Source organism: Rhizobium sp. P38BS-XIX (assembly GCF_012641435.1).
Taxonomy (GTDB): domain Bacteria; phylum Pseudomonadota; class Alphaproteobacteria; order Rhizobiales; family Rhizobiaceae; genus Rhizobium.
In genome coordinates, this window is the sequence record NZ_JABAIJ010000002.1 from 305,308 (window position 1) to 326,719 (window position 21,412).

The following is a 21,412-nucleotide window of genomic DNA, read 5'->3' on the forward strand; positions in this document are numbered from 1 at the left end:
GCTGGCGACATCGCACCATCCGTGTGCGCTCGCGAAAGGAACCGGGGATTGCGATCGACGTTATCCCGCCATGAACCAGATCGTGACCCAACTCGACACGCTTGCCGCTGAGGCGAAGCTCTCCTCAGGCCTTGTCTATGTTTCCGGACTTGAGACCGGTATTACCCGAAGGATCGGCAAGAACGGGTTTTTATATTATCAACCCGATGGACGCCGTATCACGGAGGCGCCGGAGATCGCCCGTCTCAATGCGTTGGCCATTCCGCCGGCCTATACCGATGTCGTCATATCGACTAACCCATTCTCTCATCTCCAGGCGATCGGTACAGATGCCCGCGGACGCCGACAGTATCGCTATCATCCTGGTTGGCACGCCGAGCGGGGCAAAGCAAAGTTTGAGCGGCTCGTAGAATTCGCGGACAGACTGCCCGATCTCCGGGAGAAGGTCGATATCGACCTTCGTTCCCGTGGGCTCAAAATGGACAAGGCGCTGGCAACCGTGGTCTGGATGCTGGACAACCTCTATATCCGGATTGGGAATGCGGCCTATGCAGAAAGCAACAAGTCTTACGGTCTGACAACCCTTCGCAATCGCCATGTCCAAGTCGAAGGCGGGAACATCAAGTTTCGATTCAAGGGTAAGTCAGGCAAGGAATGGAATCTCGCCCATAGCGACAGGCGCATCGCGAACGTCGTGCGAAGGCTCCAGGAACTGCCAGGCCAGCACCTCTTCCAATATGTCTGCGACGATGGCGAACGCCGTCAGGTTTCATCGCACGACGTGAACGCTTACATCCGAGATGTGACCGGTGAAGACTTCAGCTCCAGGCAATTCCGCACGTGGGGCGCGACCTGTATGGCCGTCGATCTGCTGTCCGGGCTCGACGTCGCGGCGACTAAACGAGAGTTGGCAAGACAGCTTAACGAGGCAATCGATTCCGTTGCCGCGAGGCTGGTAAACACCCGGTCCGTCTGCCGGTCCTCCTATATACATCCGGCAGTCTTCGAGGATTTCGAAGTTGGGAAGCTTCGGCAGGTCAGCAAGCTGAAATCGAAAAGTGAGCGGCTTCTAAAATGGATGGATGACGAGGAAGTCCGGGTGCGCCAGTGGCTCAAAAAGCGGGCGTCGTTACAATCATAGGCTTCCGGGGCATAGGCTTCCGGGGTCCCCATATTTGTCGCTCTCGAGCGCGGAACCTTCGAAACCTCTGACCGGGCGGTGCAGATCCGCTGTGCCTTCCGCCTACTCCCTGTCCACGTTCATGGACGTCATGAGATCGTGCTCGAGCGCGGTCCGGTCTTTTGCGGCCCATGTCGTCAAATCGGCATTATCGCCTTCGTCGCCATCGCGTTTGAACAAGTCGACGACGTCCTCGCGCGTATCTCCCTGCTTGGAATGGTAATGCTTGGTCAGGTCGTCAGCGCTCACCTTCTTATCGGCATTAGCACTCTCCGCTAAGAGCAACTTGTCGCGGTCGGCATCGCGGCCTTCCTGGCGGCCGGAACCAACGCCCCTTAGCCGTCCCATGTGCTGACGTGAGCGGTTATCGCCTGCTGGGCGAAGATCTTTGTTACGGCCTCCCTGGCGCGCTCGGCGGTGAGCTCACTGAATTCTATCTCGCCATGTCGGAGGGCGCGGCTTCGATAGTGAAGTCTTCGGTCTTCAGCGACACCCAGAACGGATTTTATTGGGAATGCTCCTATGGGCGAGGTGGAGCACCCTCAATCTTCGCCGGCTGCGGTGACTTCAGGCAGGTGGAGACCAGTCGCCTGCGCGACGTTCCTTTGTGGCGAGCTTGTCGTCGGACAACGCAAAGAAAGGGTTGGCGGCGAACGCCCAGCCCGCAAGGATCGTCGCCAGTCCGAGCTTTACTGAAGCAAGTATCAAGGCGTCGACTGCCCGCGTTGTGACCTGAAGGGGATCTCTGTGATCCGAAGGGTCAGGCGTTATGTCCGCAGGCGCTGGAATCGCGGACGAGCCGTCGTTGACGTCCGACTCGATGATGCCCACGGGGATCGGCGTTCCAATGGGGGTGTCTGCCATACTTCGTCTCCTTCGCTTGAGCGTGTTTCGAACGAACCGACGAGCGCATTACTTGTTCCTCATCTTTTGTTGCGACGCAGCAAATGCGTTCCCTTGGCCAAAAGCACGTCAGGCGTGCATCAACCTTGTTCAATTCCGGATCGAGAACCGATGCCGCGGCACTAAAGCAGGCCGTAATCGGCTGGCATCGCGCGAAGAGCGAGATCGCCTTTCTGGAGGTAATCGGGAGGCGAGCGTCGTTCTCCGTGACGAAAACCCTTTGCCCGCACGGACGACCCGATAATGACCGTGTTGACAGTTCCACCTCCTGATCAGCTTCATGTCGTTCTTGCCTCGTTTCGCAATACCACGCGGTCGATGCCGGCGCGGCAAAGATAGAACGCTGCAAAATCAAGGTCAGCTTTCACGACCAAATCCTCCGTAGAGCGAGATGTAATGGGGACGCCGAAACTCGCGCGCGCTCGTCAGCCCCTATCGGAGACTGCAACGCAAGATCAGGGTTCGAGAAAATCAAGGTTTAAGAGGGCATTCGAAAAATTTCTGGAACCGGCTGGATGGGCCATGGCCCAGACAGTCGGTCGCATATGCGCGCCACACACAGATCCGATAACGGTGCAGACCCGTTCGCCGGGCGCTGTCGGTCCCGGTTTCTGGCTTATGCCAGCGCTATGCTAAACCTCCTGCGGCAACGCCGTTAAACCGGTCTTACGGGAGGCGAACTGCTTGTGCGGTTCCCGCTGCAGCTGGTACGCCCTTTGATCCTATGGGACATGACGTCCCAGTTCAATGCGAGCCGAGAGCAAGATGCGTATACGGCGTCGCGCGTCGACAGCGCCAAGGAACTCAGCGATCGCATCAGCACAGAAGACGGTGCGTCCGTATGAAGCGCGTCCCCGCGTTCGGCGTCCGCGATAGCGACGGGCCATTGCCTGAAACTGGTCTGCCTGATGTTGCTGCACACGATCGCAAGCGTTTTACGGCGAGCACAATCCCCGACATCCTGAAAAAAAGCACAGCATGGCAGGACTACTGCGACGGCCAGCGTCCACTCAAGCCGGCCATCAGGCGGCTTTCGAGATCTCGCAAGGTCGGCGCGTGATCCGATATCACGGCCGATCCTCGTCGAACTGTTCCGCACCCTCAATCGGCGCGAGCCATGGCTCGCGACGCTTTACCCAAAGCTCGTAGACCGGGACCAGATCCGTTGGAGCATCACTCAGGCTCCCAAGCTTGATCTCGGCCTCTGTCTCGCTATAAGCGAACAGGCGCGAGCCACAGGAAGGACAGAACCTTCGACCTTCGAACATCGTCGTCTCACCCGCGGTGGTGAACTGGTCTGCGGGCCAGATACCAAAATAGGTGAAAGCCGATCCGCTCTCGACCCGGCAATCCGTACAGTGACATATGCCAATCCGTGTGGGATTGCCTTTTACGACGAAGGAAACCCGGCCGCATCGGCATGAACCTTGTCGTTCGCTCATGACCGGCATCTTCAATATCCTCCGACGATCGGCAAGATCTCGCCAGTAATGTAGCTCGAGCACTGTGGTGACGCGAGGAAGACGTAGGCCGGCGCAATTTCCTCAGGTTGAGCCGGACGTTTCATCGGCGTGCCCGAGCCAAACTCGGCAACCTTTTCGGACTCCTTTTCGCTCGGATTGAGCGGTGACCAGACAGGCCCCGGAGCAATGCAATTCACGCGGATGCCCTTGGGGATGAGCTGCGATGCGAGTGATTTTGTGAAGGCGTGGATGCCGCCCTTGGTCATGGAGTAATCGAGCAGTGTCTTTTCGCCGTCAAAGCCGGTGACAGAACCGGTATTGACGATCGCAGCGCCGTTCTTGAGGTGCGGAACGGCGGCGCGCGCCATATGAAAATAGCCGTAAAGATTCGTCTTCAACGTCTCGTCGAAATGATCCTCGGTCAAATCCGCGATGGCGTATGTGTGGACCTGGAACGCCGAATTGTTCACAAGGACGTCGAGCTTGCCGAATTCGGAGACAGTTCGTTCGACGGCGTCGCGGCAGAAAGCAGATTCTTTCACATCGCCTTTGATCACAAGGCAGCGGCGACCTTCCTTCTGGACGGCGGCAGCCGTCTCCTCAGCATCTTCATCCTCGTCAAGGTGGACGATCGCGATATCGGCGCCCTCCCGGGCAAACAGAACCGCCACGGATCGTCCAATACCGCTGTCGCCGCCGGTGATGAGCGCTATCTTGTCCTTCAGCTTGGCCGAACCGACGTAGTAAGGCGCGTCATACATGGTCGCCGGAACAAGCGTCGCCTCGTCACCGGGCTTGTCCTGATGCTGTTCCGGAAATGGCGGTTCGGGATATCGACGGGCGCCAGCCTGCATGGCACGCGCCACGAGAGAGGCCTCCCGCTGATCCGCCTCGGCGACCTGTTCCTGGATTTCGCGTTGCTTTGCTGCGGTGAATGCTGCGGTCATCATGCTGTCTCCATCCATTTGAGGACAATAAGCGCGCAGACGCCAACAAGTTCCTCTGTGGGCATAGCAACATCTGCCTTAGTGAGACCGCTCTTCACCGCGTAGAAGCTCAGCTTCGTAATCGTATAGAACGCAGTAGCTTCAGGATTTTCTGAACAGTGGCTGGAGAGAAATTCACTGTGATTGCACGTATTCAGTGCAATTGAACTCTTGGCCCCCAGGCCTCCGGATAAGCCGGTCTCTATTTAATAGAATGGCCCGATCTTTTCGTCGGGCCAAAGTGTGGGAGCATCGAGGAGGGGAAGGTTTGAACATGGCTCCCGCGCTTGTAACTATCGCTCGGATGAATTGTTCCGCCCTACCTGCAAATGTAGCCCCGCCTCGGGGGAATGAGGCAGAGCTACGGGATGCGAACATCCGATTGGGGGCTGGTGTCGTTCGCACCCCCGCGTCTTTACTGCACTTTGATGAGTTGAGAATGAAAGAAACTACCGGTGTCAGGGCTGGTGGGGTCAGTTGCACGCAAGATTGAACCGAGGCTACGCGAGCAATAGACAGCGCGTGCGAAGATCCGGTTCGTCACCATTTTGGAAACGGTGGCCGGAGCAAGCCCCTCGCTCCGGCTGCGGTCCAGGCAGCGCCTGATCCGCCCGACAGATCTTCTCAGTGACTGCCGCACTCGCACCCGGTTGGGCATAAGCGCTTTGACCGATTTTCGGGACTTTTTGAAGACAAAAAAATGGCCGTATCTTGCGACCGGCCGAGTTAGTGGGATCTGTCGACGTGGAGCGTCACATCACTCGACTAACGTTCGGTCTCGAATTTCGGTTCCATCTCGGTGAAGGGGATAGCTCTGCCTCATAGAAATGGGCAGAGCTATCGGCGGAGATACCGATTATGGGGGTCGAGTATCTCGGCGCCTCTTTTAAATAGTCGAAACGGGTTAACTGAGCATAAAAAAGCCCTGCCGGGATCAATCCGGCAGGGCCGCAATCGAGAGCTACATATAACACAGATGGGTTCGCACTAGGCCATCCGCGAAAATAAGCTTACTATCGAAAACGGCTCATGTGAAGCGGATAATGAATTTCGGCTCGCCGCCCTTTTAGCTAGGTTTTCGGCCTTGCCGTGAGGGGACAGGCCGGAAGGCCTCGCGCATGGTCGAAGCCGTTATCACCGTATGATACGATGCCTTGATTGCAAGGATGTCCGAGGGGCCCTCTGGAACAAATGGAAGCGGATGGACACCGACGAACCAAGTCGCGCTGAACTTCGAGCGCTGTACGGGACCAACAGAACCGGTAACTGGATCCGGCCATATTAAGCCACTTGCGGGGCGCCGGACGAACGATGGCTTCCTGGGGCCGGACCGTCAGATCAGATCGTGGACATCTTTCTAGAAAGCGTCGGTGGTGGCGGCCATTTCAGCTACACGGATGATTTCGGTAGCGCTGATGGGTGGACCTTGATCATCTCGCCGGCAGGCTGCGCCAATCAAAGTGCGGGTTCGTCATCTCGCTCGGTGCTCGTGGAACCCAGCGGAACGCCTGGCAGGCGTTCAATTTCGTCAAACGCGTGACGTCGCAACAATGCAAACACCGCTTCGTTGACGTCGGAAACATCCAGAAGCTCGGGATTGTTACAGAGAACGTTGATGGTCCGCTCAACAATACGGATTGCCGCAACATCAGATCCGACAAATTTACGGGCCCAGCGCAGCAACGCCTCGCGAAAGTCGGGATCACGCGGCGCAGCCACGAATTTTCGAAAGGGCATAGTTACGCTCCTCGGTCTCAGTAGGCGGGAGCATCCGTTAACATTGAGCTGCCACCGCCTACGAACCCGGTTGGTGACGATGTCTCACCATACGCCCTAAAAATTGAGAGTCCACAGTCCGTGAGCGTACAGAGACCCGGCTATACGCCTCGTGACGTCCGCCAGCCGGGTCTCAGCCGCGTCTCTGCATAGCGACAAGGCATACATAGATTCATCGCGGATAATGACAAGGTCTTTATATCCCTTCACATTCAAATTATCGAATGCTAATCTTGAACCGTGAGCGAAATCGTTGCCAACTCGTTCACAGTGCAAGCCCCTCTGGACCGCAATCCAGCGGGGCTTGCTGATATGAGCCACGCGTGGCGTCTCTTTTGGTTTTCGACACTGCGATCAACACACAATGTCATGGCCTTGACCAGAGCCTCTCCTCCCCCGATGACGCTCAGGAGCTGAGTCAATCGTCGCGAGGTGCTGTTTGGTGATGCAGCTATCAGCCGATAAAGCTCGTGTATTTCGAGCTCGCTCCAGCTACTCCGCATTATCTGGAGCAAGATTGATCTGGCTATCGCGAGAGCCCTGATGAAGTAGGAGCCGGCATTTCGTTAGTGAGCTCGTCAAGTCGCTCCATCGCCACAAGTTCGACGTTGCGACGTGACTTTGAATTCGGATATGGCCGATCGCCATCTCCCCATCGGTTCCAATGAAAACCTGCAGTACCTCGCCACTGGCATTGGCTTCAGCGGCCCAAGTTTATTTTCAAGAATAAATCGGACGATACTCTCCTTGCGGGCTTGTCGATCTCAGTCATTGACTGCGGATTGCACATACGCCATGGCAAGCTGAAAAACGCACTCTTGAAACTGTACGCCGGCAGACCAAATAATCGTGCGCGAAAATTGCTGTTACAACCTATTGACCAACGACAGGTACCCAAAGGTGTCGATAGTGCCAGCGTCAAATGAAAACGAGATCATTCGACGGCTTCCTCGCAGTGAGGCCGAGATCATCCTCCCGCGTCTCTCCGCTATCGATTTGCCGAAGGGATATGCGCTGGCGCGACAAGGTGAAACAATCGAATACATCTATTTTTTGGAGGATGGTATCTGCTCCATCCAGTCCGTGTCGACCTCAGGCGAACGGACAGGAGTAGCACTTGTCGGGTTCGATGGCGTCGTTCCCCTGTCGTCCGCCTTGCACATTACCGAAAGCTTTCACGACGCCATCATATTGATCGCTGGCCACGGTGTGCGTCTGAGTGTGAGGGGACTTCAGGATGTTGCGGCGGAATGCCCGGTATTCGTTGATCTGCTACATCGCTTTTCTCAAAATCTCGCTACGCAAATGTCCTACACGATCCTGACGAAAGCAGCCGATCACATCCCGGCGCGTTTTGCCAGATGGCTTCTGATGATCCATGATCGGTTACGAGGTGAAGCAATACCGCTCACGCACGAGGAGATTGGCCAAGCGCTCTCTATTCGCCGCCCCACCATAACGACGACATTGCATCTGCTGGAAGGCGAGCGTTTCATTCAGTCTGATCGTGGCCAGATCGTTATCCTTGACCGTGAACGCTTAGAAAATTTTGCCAGCAGCACATATGGCACACCTGAAGCGGAATACGTGGCACTTTTTCCGAAGCCCTTGGATTGACGCTACAGGCGGCCGCTGGCAAGTTTGGGGACCCCAGCGGCTGCGCGGCGGCCGTTGACACCATGGCCGCGCCCGACAGTGCAATGCGTAGGAACTGTCGCACCTGTGCCCGTCACCGGGAGATAAGCCATGACATTTTTTGATGGTGGACGCAAAGATCGTACGGTGTCGTACGAAAGAGGGCCAGTGATCGCGCAACAACCACTGGCCCGTGCCGCCGGGAGGTCAGGGGTTGCCTCCCGACCGCTTCAACGGCCGCAATCATTTAAAGTTCCGTGGCCGCCTCATCGACTCGACTCTTTAAGACTTCTCTGTTGAAGTGCGGCGATGACAAAGGTTCCGCGTAAGTCATCCAAGCCCCTGCTCGCTGATCCCGACGCACCGCTCCGCAGCCGGCCGAGAAAAGCGCGCGATCCAAACCAGGCGCGATTGCCATTCGATCGCATGCCTGAGCGCATTGAACCCTGTCTTGCGCTGTTGGCGCCCAAGGTTCCCAAAGGCGACAACTGGACATACGAGATCAAGTGGGACGGATATCGGCTCGCGATCCACATCGAGCCGCACCGTGTGCGCTTGATCACCCGCGGCGGCCATGATTGGACGCATCGTTTCCCTTCTATCGCGGAGGCCGCAAAGGCGCTCGGCGGCACCATGATCCTCGATGGCGAGGCCGTTGTCCTCGACGAGGAGGGCCGATCTGACTTCGGCGCGCTGCAGCAGGCTCTTGGCGGCCGAGGCGACACGCGCGATGCTCCTGAGGCCATGTTCTTTGCCTTTGATCTCCTTTACTTCGATGGGCATGACCTGCGGCAGATGGACTTTGTCGATCGCCGGCGGCTGTTGGAAACGATCGTGGAACCACGGGGTGAGGGCGCGATCCGTTTGTCTGAAACCATCGACGGCGATGGTGACGATCTATTTCAGGCGGCTCGCGAGCACGGGCTCGAGGGTCTCATCGCCAAGAAGGCGGATGCGGCCTATCATTCCGGGCGCAGCGGTGATTGGGTCAAGGTCAAGTGCATAAAGAGCGACAGCTTCATGATCGTCGGCTACGAGCCGTCGTCAGCTGCGCGCGGCGGAATCGGCCGGCTGCTCCTGGCCGCCTATAAAGGCGATGACCTGATCTATGTAGGCAGCGTCGGCACCGGTTTCAGCGAGCGGGACGCGGCGCGCCTTCGGCGTGATCTCAATAAACTGAAAACAACAAAGCCAGCTATCGCAGCAAGGGATCTGGGCGTCACATGGGTTCAGCCGACGCTTATTGTCGAGATCGAGTACAGAGCCTGGACGCATGACGGTAATCTCAGACATGCGTCCTATAAAGGCCTTCGTGAGCAACAGGATAACGCGGCGGTCTATCGCTTAGAGTGATCTGCTGAACCTGGAAGCCCGCGCCGAACCTGCGAACCTCCCCAAGAAGATAGGTTGGAGTAGTCTCTCCGAGACTGAACCGCTAGCCAGTCGTCCGTATCGATCGAGGAGAGGCGCTAGTAAGCCCTTCGAACGTCCGTCTGCGTGAAATCTTCGCCCACATAAAGCAGAGGACAATCGTGTTCTTTGGCGACTTCGTACGAAAAGCAATCGCCATAGTTCAGCCCACCCGGATGAACACCCTTGCCCCATCGGGCGTAGGCATGAGCCACGCGACGGGCGGCGGCAGCTGTCCCTGACACGATCTCGACGCCGAGGCCTGAAATGAGCAGGTTGACTTCTTCGCCGACGTTGCGCCGCGAGGCTACGATGAGGGCCTCAGCAACGGTGCCGGCGGAAATCAAGAGCCGCTCCGCCTCTTCGATTGCCGCCATGCAAAATTCGCCCTGCGGCTCGTCGAGCACAATTGCCATAAGAGCCGATGTATCAACTGCCATCATGTCGGCATCCCGTCATCGTCGTAAAGAAAGTCTTGGCTTCGCGCGGCTGCTGGACCTTGATGCGCCTGGGCTGCGGCCGACGCTCTGACTTTCTCCATCAATGCGCGGCGCCCCTTCAGACCAGGGGAGACCACGACGGGCACCAGGCGCACAATTTCATGGCCGCGTCGGGTTAGGATGACTTCATCCCCTGCTTCGGCTCGCTTGACCAACTCTGTGAGTTGCGCTTTGGCTTCGCTAACGGACACGCGCATCACAAACACTCCTTTCGTCTTACCATGCTTTCACTCGAAAAATGGTCCATTAACTGGTCCAAATCAAGGCGTAGTAGGATCTCTGGCGGGGACAGTTCGGAAGCGTTTCAAGATCCGAACTGGGCAAGGTCCATTGTATGCATCCGGAGGATCGAATTGTGCGATGCGCACACGGCACTGGGATGGTTGGCGGTTTTGCCGAGCAAACGACGGTGTGGTCGGATTGTTGCTCGAAAGATGTCTCTTGCTGGCTAATCAGTTTTCCAGCCGGCAACATCTCCACTTGAATTGCGCCCTCGGAATTCGTCACAAAGAGACGGTGAGACGCCGGAGGGATTTTCTCTCCAGAGTCAGCCGTTGAAGAATTGTTTAGATCGCACAGCATCTTCGGCGCGGCGATCGAAATCGTCGTAGCCGAGCATCTCACCCGCACGCGGAAATGGTTTTCCTTGGCAATCGCGATCCGTAGCGCGGCGCAACCGAGCGTAAGAGAGTTATTCAACTCGAGGGTTGGCCCTTCGACATTTGGCGTTTCTCGGTGCCTGATGTACCTGTCGGAGACGCCGCGCGCTGCAGCAGACCCCTGGACAAGGCGATGAGGCCTTTCGTCCGGAAGAGCTTCGGTCACATGGATGTTATTCTTTCGTGGCATGGAACGCTGCTGCCAACGGCAGCGTTTAGGCGGAGTGCAGGAGGATCCGACGATGGACAGAGAGCAGAAAATTCGCGAACGCGCCAACCAGATCTGGGAGGAAGAGGGTCGCCCGGAAGGCAGCCACGAGGAACATTGGCGCCGGGCCGAAGAAGAAATTGCGGCAAGCGAACACGTACCCGCTGAAGACAGCAACGAGAACTGGAGGGAAGAAGCCGGCCTACCCGACGACCAGAGGTCGCCAAGCGTCATACCGACTGTGATCCCACCCGACTGAGGACGCGGAATTCGTCGCAGAACAATTAGCGGATTGCATCAGCATTCGTCTGATCTTGCCCGGGACGTGGATTCGCCACGCCTGATAAGGTGTAGATCATTGTAGCCGTAACCATGAATACCGGGTGGTGGTTTGAATTTGGTCGAGAGGTCGCGCAGCCGATCGACAGACCAAGTAAAAACTCGCAATCCGCGGCGTTATCACCACTTCGTGGAGCGGCCGACGTCTTCCCGCGCCAATAGCAGCACCTTTAGAGTTGTAGTACTAACACTCGCTTCAGGCGATGATGGCATGCGTGATCGGCGGCATGGCCGTCTTTAGTCGAGTGGTCCCCCTCTCTGCACCCGCGACCTCACCGGTCGACTGTGCGCGCACGACATCCGTCTCGGCCGTAATTGCGCATTACGAACGGTAGCGATTGGTATGTGGCCGAAAATTCCCCGGACAATCAGCGAGACTTGCCCCAGCAACAATACCCTGGATTCTCAGAGGCCAAAACGCCGCTCGCGGGCGGCTTAGTTTGAAGCATGGCCCAGCCCCAGGGCTTCACTCAGATCCCGGGTCGGTTGTCGGCGCAAATCAACAGATATTCCGTTAGATCCGTCATCGCTAACTCAATTCGTTTTCGCTCACAAGCGCCGCCGCCATTCGGCTTCCATCTTTGTGAGGTCCGCCTCGAGCATGGCGCGCATCAGGATATGGGTGTCGATGAGCCGCTGACGGCTGGTCTCGTCGCGAAACTCCACAGCGGCGGTCACCAGTCCGGCGACCACCTGATTTTGCCCGTCGATCTCGATTCTCGTTCGGTCGATCGTCAGCAACAGATCGTCATCGGACAACCTTTTGTACTTCGGCATCAGGCATGTCCTCTATCGACAATGAAAGACATTCTGCGCTGAAAAGATCACCAAATGATTGTAGACCGGGCATCGAGCAAAGCCGCCGATATATCGCGCCCGTTATACCGATGCGGAAGGCTTTTTAGAATGAGCTGGCTGCGACCCAAACAACAGCAGCAGGTGCCGTCTTATCTCCCAGCGCCTGATGTGACAGCCATCTTCTGTATCCGTCGCTCGTCTCCGGAGTCGCTTCGATGTTCGAGAAGAAAGCACCCTTTGAAAGACATGCGAACGTGGACGCACGTTGCTTCGAACGGTCCTGTACACGATGCCGCGTCCTCGAAACGAGGAGCCGGAATATCGTCGTTATGACCATCAATGGTGACCCGGCTGTGAAGCGACAACACAAGCGACGTGATCGATCGGGAGGCGATAGATCCGGACCAGCACGATCATTGTGAATCTAAGGCAGTCCTACGGGCGTCCCAATCCCGCTCTTGATGGATGGCTTCCTGGTCCAGCCCCGGATCTCCGTCGATCAACCCGCTAACGGGGTCCGCTAGGCGAGCTGCGGCCGCTTCGGCTTCGCCTCCGCGGTGATCGCAACCGGTTCCAGACACTGACGGTAGCCATCGAGCGGGAATGGCCCGCTCCAAAGATGGAGCCTCAGATGAACACCGATCTTTCGCTTGCGCAGAACCACGCTTTCCAGCTTTCCCGCATCCTGATGGTTCCAGTCACGCTGTTCAGGTCCGGCAACGAGTTCGGCGTTCTGCCGAGCGACGAACTCGATGAGGAAGACGATCTGGAGATCGTGCATGAATACGTTCCGGGTGGGTCTCATTGAGACCCTCTGCCTCCTGGGTGCCGCTTGCGAGTGGCAGGCGGCAAGGGAAGCTGCGCCGCCGCTGGCACGGCATCTCGAGCGGGGTGCAAATCTGCAGATTGCCAGCCGCGCCCTTGCCCCCTTCGCTCTTCGCAGCCGCGGGAAACCGTCGCCCAAACTGCAGAAGATGCAACTGGAGAGAAAGGACGGACGCGAGAGCGCCGAAAAAATAATGGAAAAGCAGAAACTGGAAGACCTTCGGGACCGTGTCCCGTGCGCAGCCGTGCTGGAACGGGCCGGCTTTGCCATCGACGGCCAGGAAAGTACCCGTAAAGCAGTGAAGTATCGGCGCGGCGCCGAAATCGTCATCGTCATCCATGAGGGGCGGGGATGGTTCGATCCACTGTCCGACGCGAAAGGCGATGTCTTCGGTCTTGTCGAACATCTGGACGGCGTCGCCTTCGTCGAGGCACTGGATCGGGTGGCCGACCTGATCGGCGTTATCGCCAGGGACCCTGTCTGGTCTCGTTGGACCGGGAAACCGGCTCACAAGACGTCCATCGTTGAACGCTGGGCAAAACGACGTCGCCCTTGGCAGGGATCGAGGGTCTGGCGCTATCTGCGCACCGAGCGCTGCCTCCCGGCGACGATTATCCGGGAGACCACTCAAAGGGATATTCTTCGGGAAGGCCCCTATGGCAGCATGTGGGCAGCGCACGTCGATGACCAGGGTGCTGTCACCGGCTGGGAAGAGCGGGGTCCCGATTGGCGCGGCTTTTCGACGGGCGGTTCTAAAATTCTGTTCCGCCTTGGCTCTCCTGGCGCCATGCGTCTTTGCGTGACGGAGGCAGCGATCGACGCCATGAGCCTTGCGGCATTCGAGGGGCTGCCTGAGAGAAGCCTCTATCTCAGCACCGCAGGAGGATGGTCGCCGTTGACGGACGCCGCGGTCCGCAAGCTAGCCAGCCGTCCCGGTGTGGTTTTGGTCGCGGCCACCGACGCCAATAGCCAGGGCGAGACCTTTGCCGACCGCCTTCGCGCCATTGCTGATGAGGTGGGCTGCGACTGGTTGCGGCTGAAGCCGCCGGCCGAGGATTGGAATGACGCGCTGAAGGCGCTTGAAGAAGAAAAGAAGGAAAGGAAATCGAGCGCCGGAAGAGGAGGCCTGCCGCATGCCCGCCGGCCGCGTCAAGGGTGAAGCTTTCGCCCGCTTGAGAGCGGCCCTTGACCCGTCCGGCCGGAGAGGCGGCGTGAGGGGAGGGGTCATGAAGGACTGAAGAGGATGGCGAGCCGGCAGGGCAGCACCGCGCTTCGGTTCGGACAGGGCCAAAGGAGCCGCCAATGAACACCTCTCCCCAAATCCGTAAAGTCTACCAGGACACCGCCGACCGCCATCATATGTTCCGGTTGTTCGATCGGCACGCGCAGCGTCCAAACCGTTTCGAGGGTGACGCGAGCGCGCTCTATGCCGGCGAGTGGTTCGAAATCACCGAGCGTGACCACGATTACATGTTCGACATCCTGCCGCCGCTGTGGATCCGCGGCTCGATGTTCGCAATGCGCGAATTCCTGACGGGATCCGTCACATCGGTGTTCTTCGCGCTACGGATCGATGGGCTCGTCCGTCACTTCCATGGATATTGCGATCTCGCCGACCGTGGATCGGTGGAAGACATGCGGCTGGCGATCATCCAGCGCGAAACGCGCCCTGTGCGCGCGATGACGAGAGAAGAAAGTCTTGAGCACATCTGGAGTGCCACAGCAGACGCCTATCGCGGCTACTCCGAGGAAACTTCCCCGCAGCACCTGCCAGGTCAGCGCGTCATCACTCTCTACACAGCGACAGGGTCTGCCAGGTTGAAGCTTCTCAACGACCTGACCGACGACGAGATCGCCAGCAAACTGCCCGTCCAACTGCGCCATCTTGCCCGTGCGGCAGCCGCAGCGTGAAGAGGTGCGTGCCATGCTGTCCTTTCCGATTGAATCCGTGCGGGCGGTGACCGCCCGCGGTCGCACCGATGCAGAAGCCAACGGCGGCTTTCGCAGTCCCCACTATGGCCTTGCTCCCAGTCGCGACGAGCAGCCGGGCGTCTCGCTGGTCGGCGATCACGGAGTTTACCTGTGCTCAAACGACAGACTGCCGTCGGCGAGAGGTCCCTCGTTATTTATGTGCTCGAAGGCGACCCCCGCACCAACGACGACTGGTCCGAGGTCAAGCGCAGGACGTTCGGGGGAGATGACGGTGTCGAATTCATCGATGCCGTGCAACTGGAGGCGATGATCGCCGCCGCCCCCAATGCCAGGCATCTCGGTATCACGTGTGACGAAGACTCGATGGAACTCTTCATCATCGAGTGGTCGTAGCGTCCCCGCCGAAGCGGAGCCCCAACCTCAACCAGCGTCCCTTCGTCGCCAATCGTCCTGGCGGAACGACGACGCACGCTTTCAAAAGGAGATTTTTATCATGAGCAACGATCCCTTCACGCTCGACATGTTCGGCAATACCGCACTGTCGTCTGGGCTTGGCCTCGGCGTCACGGCCTCTGGGAGCTTCGCGCCCGAGGCGTGCCTCGACGCTGCCAATGACGACGATCCAGATCCCACGCCACCGGCGCCAGCGCCGGCATCCGCGCCTCCGCGGGCAGCCGTACCCTCCCGATCCACGAGGCTTCGGGCAAACTTCAATCTCGAGGGTAATCGCGGCTTACCCTCATCCTGGAAGGATCGCGCCCGCGCCAACGTTGCGGCGATCCTCGTTGCCAATAACATCTGGGAGCAGGACCGGCCGGCGACGCCGAAGGAGCAGGCGCAACTGATCCGTTTTACCGGGTTTGGATCCAGCGAGCTGGCCAACGGCATGTTCCGCCGGCCAGGAGAGGTAGATTTTCGGCAGGGCTGGGACGATCTTGGCTCCTCGCTCGAAACGGCCGTGTCCGAAGGGGACTATGCGTCGCTCGCCCGCTGCACCCAGTACGCCCACTTCACACCGGAGTTTATCATCAGGGCGATCTGGGCGGGCATCGAGAGGCTTGGCTGGCGCGGCGGCCGGGTGCTGGAGCCAGGCATCGGCACGGGGCTGTTTCCGGCGCTGATGCCGGAGGCGTATCGCGATCAGAGCAATGTCACCGGGATCGAGCTCGATCCGGTCACCGCGCGGATCGTCAAGCTGCTGCAGCCGAAGGCCCGGATCATCGAGGGCGACTTTTCCCGCACCGATCTGGCGCCGATCTACGATCTCGCCATCGGCAACCCACCCTTCTCCGATCGCACCGTCCGCTCTGACCGGGGCTACCGTTCATTGTGCTTGCGTCTGCATGACTATTTCATCGTCCGGTCAATCGATCTGCTGAAGCCCGGGGCGCTTGCTGCGTTCGTCACGTCCCATGGCACGATGGACAAGGCCGATACGACGGCGCGGGAGCATATCGCCAAGTCCGCCGATCTGATCGCGGCCATTCGTTTGCCTGAAGGCAGCTTCCGTCGTGATGCCGGGACCGATGTTGTCGTCGACATCCTGTTTTTCCGCAAGCGCAAGGCCGGGGAGCCGGAAGGTGATCAGATGTGGCTGGATGTTGACGAGGTCAGGCCGGCAACCGACGACGAAGGCGCGATCCGCGTCAACAGGTGGTTTGGCCGCTATCCCGATTTCGTTCTCGGCATTCACGCGCTGACCTCCGGACCATTTGGCGAAACCTATACCTGCTTGCCGCGCGCTGGACAGGATCTCGAAACTACCCTCACTGCTGCCGTCGAACTGCTGCCGGCCGATCTCTATGACGGCGAGCCAACGCCAATCGATATCGATCTGGAGGACGAGCTCGGAGAAATCATCGATCTGCAGCCGAGGGGCGGCGTTGTCCGCGAAGGCAGCTTCTTCTTAGACCAGTCGAAGGGCCTGATGCAGATGCTCGATGGAGCTGCTGCGCCTGTCGCAGTCCGAAAGGGCCGCTCCGGCGATGGCATCCCGGAAAAGCATATCCGGATCATCTCGAAGCTAATCCCGATCCGCGACGCGGTCCGCGAGGTACTGAAGGCGCAGGAAACCGATCGCCCATGGCGCGATCTTCAGGTGCGGCTCCGCATCGCCTGGTCGGCCTTCGTCCGCGACTTCGGGCCGATCAACCACACGACCGTTTCCATTCAGGAGGATCCGGAAACCGGCGAGGTGAAGGAGATGCATCGCCAACCAAACCTGACGCCTTTTCGCGATGATCCAGATTGCTGGCTGGTCGCCTCGATCGAGGATTATGATCTGGAGACTGACACGGCGAAGCCGGGCCCGATATTCAGCACTCGTGTGATCGCTCCGCCGATGTCGCCGGTCATCACCAATTCGGCTGACGCGCTGGCCGTCGTCCTAAACGAGCGCGGCCATGTCGATCTCGATCATATCGCCGAACTGCTGCATATCGACGTGGCGGCGGTCATCGATGCGCTCGGCGACGCGGTGTTTCAGGATCCGGCCAGCGGTACCTGGCAGACCTCGGACGCCTATCTCTCCGGTTCGGTTCGCACCAAGCTCGTTGCCGCGCAGGCGGCGGCGGAGCTCGATCCGATCTACGAGCGGAATGTCCGCGCCCTAACTGACGTCCAGCCGGCCGATCTTCGCCCATCAGACATTACCGCCCGTCTCGGCGCGCCCTGGATCCCGGCCGCCGATGTCGTGGCTTTCGTGAAGGAGAGAATGGAAGCCGAGATCCGCATCCACCACATGCCGGAACTCGGCTCCTGGACGGTCGAAGCGCGGCAGCTCGGCTATTCCGCAGCGGGGACATCGGAATGGGGTACCAGCCGCAGGCATGCCGGCGAACTGCTTGCCGATGCACTCAACAGCCGCGTTCCCCAGATCTTCGACGTGTTCAGGGATATCGACGGCGAGCGGCGCGTGCTCAATGTCGTAGACACCGAGGCAGCGCGCGACAAGCTGCAGCGGATCAAACAGGCGTTTCAGGATTGGGTCTGGAACGATCCGGACCGCACCGACCGGTTGGCCCGCGATTACAATGACCGATTCAACAACATCGCGCCGCGAAAATTCGACGGCTCTCACTTGAAACTACCCGGCGCCTCTGGCGCTTTTGTTCTTTATGGGCACCAGAAACGCGGCATCTGGCGGATCATCGCCGATGGTTCGACCTATCTCGCCCATGCCGTCGGCGCCGGCAAGACGATGACCATGGCGGCCGCGATCATGGAGCAGCGCCGGCTCGGCCTGATCGCCAAGGCGATGCTGGTTGTGCCCGGCCATTGCCTGGCCCAGGCCGCACGCGAATTCCTGGCGCTCTATCCGAACGCCCGCATCCTCGTGGCCGACGAGACGAACTTCACCAGGGACAAGCGGGCCCGCTTTTTGTCGCGAGCGGCGACCGCCATCTGGGACGCGATCATCATCACCCATTCGGCCTTCCGCTTCATCGCCGTGCCCCCGGCCTTCGAGCAACAGATGATCCAGGACGAGCTAGTGCTCTACGAGGACCTGCTCACCAAGGTAGACAGCGAGGACCGCGTCTCGCGCAAGCGGCTCGAACGGTTGAAGGAAGGACTGCAGGAACGGCTTGAAGGGCTCGCCACCCGCAAGGACGATCTGCTGACGATCTCGGAGATTGGCGTCGACCAGATCGTCGTCGACGAGGCGCAGGAATTCCGCAAGCTCTCCTTCGCCACCAACATGTCCACGCTGAAGGGCATCGATCCCAATGGCTCGCAGCGGGCCTGGGATCTCTACGTCAAATCCCGCTATATCGAGACCAAGAACCCCGGCCGGGCGCTGGTGCTGGCGTCGGGCACACCGATCACCAACACGCTCGGCGAGATGTTCTCGATCCAGCGCCTGCTCGGCTACGAGGCACTTGCCGAGCGCGGGCTGCATGAATTCGATGCCTGGGCTTCCTGCTTCGGCGACACGACCACGGAACTTGAAATCCAGCCATCCGGCAAATACAAGCCGGTCAGCCGCTTCGCGTCCTTCGTCAACGTGCCCGAACTGATTTCCATGTTCCGCTCGTTTGCCGATGTGGTCTTGCCGGACGACCTCCGCCAGTACGTGCGGGTGCCCAACCTTTCGACCGGCCGCCGGCAGATCCTGACCGCCAAGCCTACGGCGCTGTTCAAAACCTATCAGAAGATACTCGATGGCCGGATCAAGGCGATAGAAAAGCGCGAGGGACCGGCCAAGCCCGGTGATGACATCCTGCTCTCCGTCATCACCGATGGTCGCCACGCTGCGATCGACCTGCGCTTCGTCATGCCGGCGGCCGGCAATGAGGGAGACAACAAGCTCAATCTCCTGGTCCGCAACGCACACCGGATCTGGCAGGAGACCGGTGAGGCGATTTATCGTCGCCCCGACGGCAAGGACTTCGATCTGCCGGGTGCGGCGCAGATGATCTTTTCCGATCTCGGCACCATCAACGTTGAAAAAACGCGCGGCTTCTCGGCCTATCGCTACATACGCGACGAGCTGATCCGGCTCGGCGTACCGGGTTCCGAAATCGCCTTCATGCAGGATTACAAGAAGACAGAGGCCAAGCAGCGGCTGTTCGCCGACGTCCGCGCCGGCAAGGTCCGTTTCTTGATCGGCTCCTCCGAGACGATGGGCACCGGCGTCAACGCCCAGCTTCGGCTGAAAGCCCTCCATCATCTCGATGTGCCTTGGCTGCCCTCGCAAATCGAGCAGCGCGAGGGCCGGATCGTCCGCCAGGGCAATCAGCATGACGAGGTCGACATCTTCGCCTATGCCACCGAGGGCTCGCTCGACGCCTCGATGTGGCAGAACAACGAGCGCAAGGCACGGTTCATCGCCGCGGCTCTCTCGGGCGACACGTCGATCCGCCGCCTGGAGGATGTCGGCGAAGGTGCCGCCAACCAGTTCGCCATGGCAAAGGCGATCGCCTCAGGGGATGAACGACTGATGCAGAAGGCGGGGCTCGAGACAGACATCGCCCGGCTTGAACGGCTGCGGGCCGCCCATGCGGATGATCAACATGCCGTTCGCCGGCAGATGCGGGACGCCGAGCGCGACATCGAGGTCTCGACCCGGCGCATCGGCGAAGTCGGCCAAGACATGGTGCGGCTTAGACCGACAGGCGGCGATGCCTTTACGATGACGGTGCTTGGGCAGGAATACACCGAGCGCAAGGAAGCGGGCCGCGCGTTAATGAAGGAGATCCTGACGCTGCTGCAACTTAAGCAGGTGGGTGAGGTACATCTGGCCACGATTGGCGCCTTCGATCTCGTCTACGCGGGTGAGCGCATCGGCAAGGGCGAAGGTTATCGTTATGAGACTCTCCTCCAGCGTACGGGCGCCGACTACGAGATCGATCTGGCGATCACGGTCACGCCGCTAAGCGCCATCTCACGGCTGGAGCACGCTCTCAAAGGCTTCGACGACGAACAGCGCGAATATCGCCGGCGTTTCGAAGAAGCCGAGCGGCGATTGGTTTCCTACCGTTCCCGAGACGGAGGCGCCTTCGCGTTCGAGGACGACCTGAAGGAAAAACGGCTGCTGCTGCGGGCAATCGAGGCTCAACTCGCGGCAGATCTGGACAAGGACACCGTCGCGGCCGCTGCATAGCTGCGTTGCACAATAAATGTTTTCCCGTTGGTCAAAATTCAGGCATATCGACTGCAGCTGATGCACATGTCGGTCACCTCCCAGTTCCGTCGCAGCAGCTGTTCCCCTCTGGAGGTTTCAGATCTCCACACTTCATGGGCCGCGGTTTCCGCAGGCCCATTTTTTATTGTCAGTCCGCGTTTATCGCACGATCCAAGCGACCTATGCCGAGACGGCATTGCCCAGTTGACTCAGCAATTATCCTCGAGAGCACCACGTCAAAAAGCTCTCTGGTTTGGCGCCGCCCGTCCGCGCCTTCTCGATCAACGGTCCGAGGCTGTCCTTGATAAAGCCTTCCATGGTCGTGGGCAGCACCGGACGATCATCGTGGAATTTGACCCGCCCATCGTTAAGAGCCGCCGCGGTGTTCTTGTCATAGACCCACCGATCGAGCGTCCCAAACCTCTCCCGAAATACCGATTCGACTTCGCGATTACGCATGTCGACAAAACGATAATCCACCTCTCTGCCAAGCGCGCGGCCAATCATCGTGGCGATCTCGCTCATCGTGTAATCGGTACCCAGTTGCTTTACTGACCGGTGCTCGTCAGTCGGCGTGTCGAACGCCTTCGCCGCGAAATCCGCGAGGTCATGAATGGAAACCCAAGGGGCTTTGACCTCGGGAGCAAGCGTAAAACCGATCCTGTCGTGCTGCGCGATCGCATCCGCCCACCTGGACAGATCCTCCATGAACCAGCCAGCCTGCAGGTGCACCAGATTGATGTCGCGCAGTCGGTTGAGGATCTGGTCCAGGATATGGAAGCCCTGGAAATGGCCGGTGTTTCCGTCGAGCTCGGACCCCATTCCAGACAGGCTCACGGCAAATTTCACCGGCGAATCTCGAAGTGCGTCGAAAAACCGTAGCGCGACCGCAGGGTAGTGGCCATGGAAGTCCTCCGCCGCCCATAGGGTTTTGACCATCAGGAATGCGGCGTCGACATCTTCGAAGAACCTGCCAAGCTCACCATCGCCCGTGTCGAAGCTGCCAAGGAACCGTTCTGCCCCTTTCGCGACAAGTGCTTCGAGGGCGGGGCCCCCTCTCGAAAGAGCTCTGACTGAATGGCCCTTTGCCAAGAGGTTCCCGGTAAGTCTGGCACCGATCCTGCCGGTCGCCCCAACCACAGCAATGCGCATGGCTCATCTCCTACAGTTTGCT

General features: G+C 59.1%; 17 protein-coding genes and 1 pseudogene. 8 read left to right on the forward strand and 10 right to left on the reverse strand.

All coding sequences use genetic code 11. From position 1 onward, the window contains the following. Window positions 1–70: 70 nt before the first annotated feature. Complete coding sequence (locus HGP17_RS10540) at window positions 71–1,141, forward strand: DNA topoisomerase IB (protein WP_168808628.1); 1,071 nt, start codon at window positions 71–73, stop codon at window positions 1,139–1,141. Window positions 1,142–1,243: 102 nt separating this feature from the next. Here the strand turns inward: HGP17_RS10540 and HGP17_RS10545 are convergent, their stop codons facing one another. The 5 genes from HGP17_RS10545 to HGP17_RS10565 all read right to left on the reverse strand — a co-directional run bounded on the left by HGP17_RS10545 (window position 1,244) and on the right by HGP17_RS10565 (window position 6,251). Further along, a complete protein-coding gene (locus HGP17_RS10545) occupies window positions 1,244–1,429 on the reverse strand; it encodes a hypothetical protein (RefSeq protein WP_168808630.1) in 186 nt (61 codons plus the stop codon). 318 nt (window positions 1,430–1,747) lie between these two features. After that, a complete protein-coding gene (locus tag HGP17_RS10550) occupies window positions 1,748–2,044 on the reverse strand; it encodes a hypothetical protein (RefSeq protein ID WP_168808632.1) in 297 nt (98 codons plus the stop codon). A 1,106-nt stretch (window positions 2,045–3,150) separates the two neighbouring features. Beyond that, complete coding sequence (locus HGP17_RS10555; RefSeq protein ID WP_168808634.1) at window positions 3,151–3,525, reverse strand: GFA family protein; 375 nt, start codon at window positions 3,523–3,525, stop codon at window positions 3,151–3,153. 11 nt (window positions 3,526–3,536) lie between these two features. Continuing rightward, window positions 3,537–4,493 (reverse strand): SDR family oxidoreductase, encoded by a 957-nt coding sequence (locus HGP17_RS10560; RefSeq protein WP_168809114.1) that lies wholly within the window; start codon window positions 4,491–4,493, stop codon window positions 3,537–3,539. Window positions 4,494–5,987: 1,494 nt separating this feature from the next. Beyond that, window positions 5,988–6,251, reverse strand: coding sequence for a hypothetical protein (locus HGP17_RS10565; RefSeq protein WP_168808636.1), 264 nt, complete (start codon window positions 6,249–6,251; stop codon window positions 5,988–5,990). Between the two features lie 933 nt (window positions 6,252–7,184). On the opposite strand from HGP17_RS10565, the gene HGP17_RS10570 reads away from it, so the two are divergent. After that, window positions 7,185–7,925, forward strand: a complete 741-nt coding sequence (locus tag HGP17_RS10570) for a Crp/Fnr family transcriptional regulator (protein WP_168808638.1) — start codon at window positions 7,185–7,187, stop codon at window positions 7,923–7,925. A 327-nt stretch (window positions 7,926–8,252) separates the two neighbouring features. Next, on the forward strand, window positions 8,253–9,296 hold the full coding sequence (ligD, locus tag HGP17_RS10575) for a non-homologous end-joining DNA ligase (RefSeq protein WP_168808640.1): 1,044 nt from the start codon (window positions 8,253–8,255) through the stop codon (window positions 9,294–9,296). Between the two features lie 116 nt (window positions 9,297–9,412). Here the strand turns inward: ligD and HGP17_RS10580 are convergent, their stop codons facing one another. Together HGP17_RS10580 and HGP17_RS10585 are read right to left on the reverse strand one after the other, a co-directional pair. After that, window positions 9,413–9,796 carry a type II toxin-antitoxin system VapC family toxin gene (locus HGP17_RS10580; protein ID WP_168808641.1) on the reverse strand — a complete coding sequence of 128 codons (384 nt, stop codon included), beginning with the start codon at window positions 9,794–9,796 and terminating at the stop codon, window positions 9,413–9,415. Next, window positions 9,793–10,050 (reverse strand): type II toxin-antitoxin system prevent-host-death family antitoxin, encoded by a 258-nt coding sequence (locus HGP17_RS10585; RefSeq protein ID WP_168808643.1) that lies wholly within the window; start codon window positions 10,048–10,050, stop codon window positions 9,793–9,795. The genes HGP17_RS10580 and HGP17_RS10585 overlap by 4 nt, the downstream gene beginning before the upstream one ends. A gap of 704 nt (window positions 10,051–10,754) precedes the next feature. Here HGP17_RS10585 and HGP17_RS10590 point away from each other — a divergent pair. Next, the gene (locus HGP17_RS10590; protein WP_168808645.1) at window positions 10,755–10,979 is read left to right on the forward strand and encodes a DUF2934 domain-containing protein; all 225 of its coding nucleotides are present in this window, start codon (window positions 10,755–10,757) and stop codon (window positions 10,977–10,979) included. 629 nt (window positions 10,980–11,608) lie between these two features. On the opposite strand, the gene HGP17_RS10595 is transcribed toward HGP17_RS10590, so the two are convergent. Beyond that, the gene (locus tag HGP17_RS10595) at window positions 11,609–11,836 is read right to left on the reverse strand and encodes a hypothetical protein (protein ID WP_168808647.1); all 228 of its coding nucleotides are present in this window, start codon (window positions 11,834–11,836) and stop codon (window positions 11,609–11,611) included. Window positions 11,837–12,377: 541 nt separating this feature from the next. Then, entirely contained in the window at window positions 12,378–12,638 is a 261-nt protein-coding gene (locus HGP17_RS10600) for a hypothetical protein (RefSeq protein ID WP_168808649.1), read from the reverse strand. A gap of 238 nt (window positions 12,639–12,876) precedes the next feature. Here HGP17_RS10600 and HGP17_RS10605 point away from each other — a divergent pair, with 238 nt between their 5' ends. The 4 genes and pseudogenes from HGP17_RS10605 (at window position 12,877) to HGP17_RS10620 (ending at window position 20,217) form a co-directional block, all read left to right on the forward strand. Then, the gene (locus HGP17_RS10605; protein WP_168809116.1) at window positions 12,877–13,842 is read left to right on the forward strand and encodes a DUF3991 and toprim domain-containing protein; all 966 of its coding nucleotides are present in this window, start codon (window positions 12,877–12,879) and stop codon (window positions 13,840–13,842) included. Between the two features lie 143 nt (window positions 13,843–13,985). Continuing rightward, window positions 13,986–14,594, forward strand: a complete 609-nt coding sequence (locus HGP17_RS10610) for a DUF1419 domain-containing protein (RefSeq protein ID WP_168808651.1) — start codon at window positions 13,986–13,988, stop codon at window positions 14,592–14,594. Between the two features lie 13 nt (window positions 14,595–14,607). Further along, window positions 14,608–15,008, forward strand: a pseudogene (locus HGP17_RS10615) (DUF3085 domain-containing protein). 100 nt (window positions 15,009–15,108) lie between these two features. Continuing rightward, a complete protein-coding gene (locus HGP17_RS10620) occupies window positions 15,109–20,217 on the forward strand; it encodes a helicase-related protein (protein WP_168808653.1) in 5,109 nt (1,702 codons plus the stop codon). 237 nt (window positions 20,218–20,454) lie between these two features. Here the strand turns inward: HGP17_RS10620 and HGP17_RS10625 are convergent, their stop codons facing one another. Further along, complete coding sequence (locus HGP17_RS10625) at window positions 20,455–21,390, reverse strand: NmrA family NAD(P)-binding protein (RefSeq protein WP_168808655.1); 936 nt, start codon at window positions 21,388–21,390, stop codon at window positions 20,455–20,457. Window positions 21,391–21,412: the final 22 nt, after the last annotated feature.

Coding starts and splice junctions, on each gene's coding strand:
- HGP17_RS10625 (WP_168808655.1), bottom strand. CDS start 21,390: ATGCGCATTGCTGTGGTTGGGGCGACCGGCAGGATCGGTGCCAGACTT.
- HGP17_RS10595 (WP_168808647.1), bottom strand. CDS start 11,836: ATGCCGAAGTACAAAAGGTTGTCCGATGACGATCTGTTGCTGACGATC.
- HGP17_RS10610 (WP_168808651.1), top strand. CDS start 13,986: ATGAACACCTCTCCCCAAATCCGTAAAGTCTACCAGGACACCGCCGAC.
- HGP17_RS10600 (WP_168808649.1), bottom strand. CDS start 12,638: ATGCACGATCTCCAGATCGTCTTCCTCATCGAGTTCGTCGCTCGGCAG.
- HGP17_RS10580 (WP_168808641.1), bottom strand. CDS start 9,796: ATGATGGCAGTTGATACATCGGCTCTTATGGCAATTGTGCTCGACGAG.
- HGP17_RS10605 (WP_168809116.1), top strand. CDS start 12,877: ATGGAAAAGCAGAAACTGGAAGACCTTCGGGACCGTGTCCCGTGCGCA.
- ligD (WP_168808640.1), top strand. CDS start 8,253: ATGACAAAGGTTCCGCGTAAGTCATCCAAGCCCCTGCTCGCTGATCCC.
- HGP17_RS10555 (WP_168808634.1), bottom strand. CDS start 3,525: ATGAGCGAACGACAAGGTTCATGCCGATGCGGCCGGGTTTCCTTCGTC.
- HGP17_RS10620 (WP_168808653.1), top strand. CDS start 15,109: ATGAGCAACGATCCCTTCACGCTCGACATGTTCGGCAATACCGCACTG.
- HGP17_RS10585 (WP_168808643.1), bottom strand. CDS start 10,050: ATGCGCGTGTCCGTTAGCGAAGCCAAAGCGCAACTCACAGAGTTGGTC.
- HGP17_RS10590 (WP_168808645.1), top strand. CDS start 10,755: ATGGACAGAGAGCAGAAAATTCGCGAACGCGCCAACCAGATCTGGGAG.
- HGP17_RS10540 (WP_168808628.1), top strand. CDS start 71: ATGAACCAGATCGTGACCCAACTCGACACGCTTGCCGCTGAGGCGAAG.
- HGP17_RS10560 (WP_168809114.1), bottom strand. CDS start 4,493: ATGACCGCAGCATTCACCGCAGCAAAGCAACGCGAAATCCAGGAACAG.
- HGP17_RS10550 (WP_168808632.1), bottom strand. CDS start 2,044: ATGGCAGACACCCCCATTGGAACGCCGATCCCCGTGGGCATCATCGAG.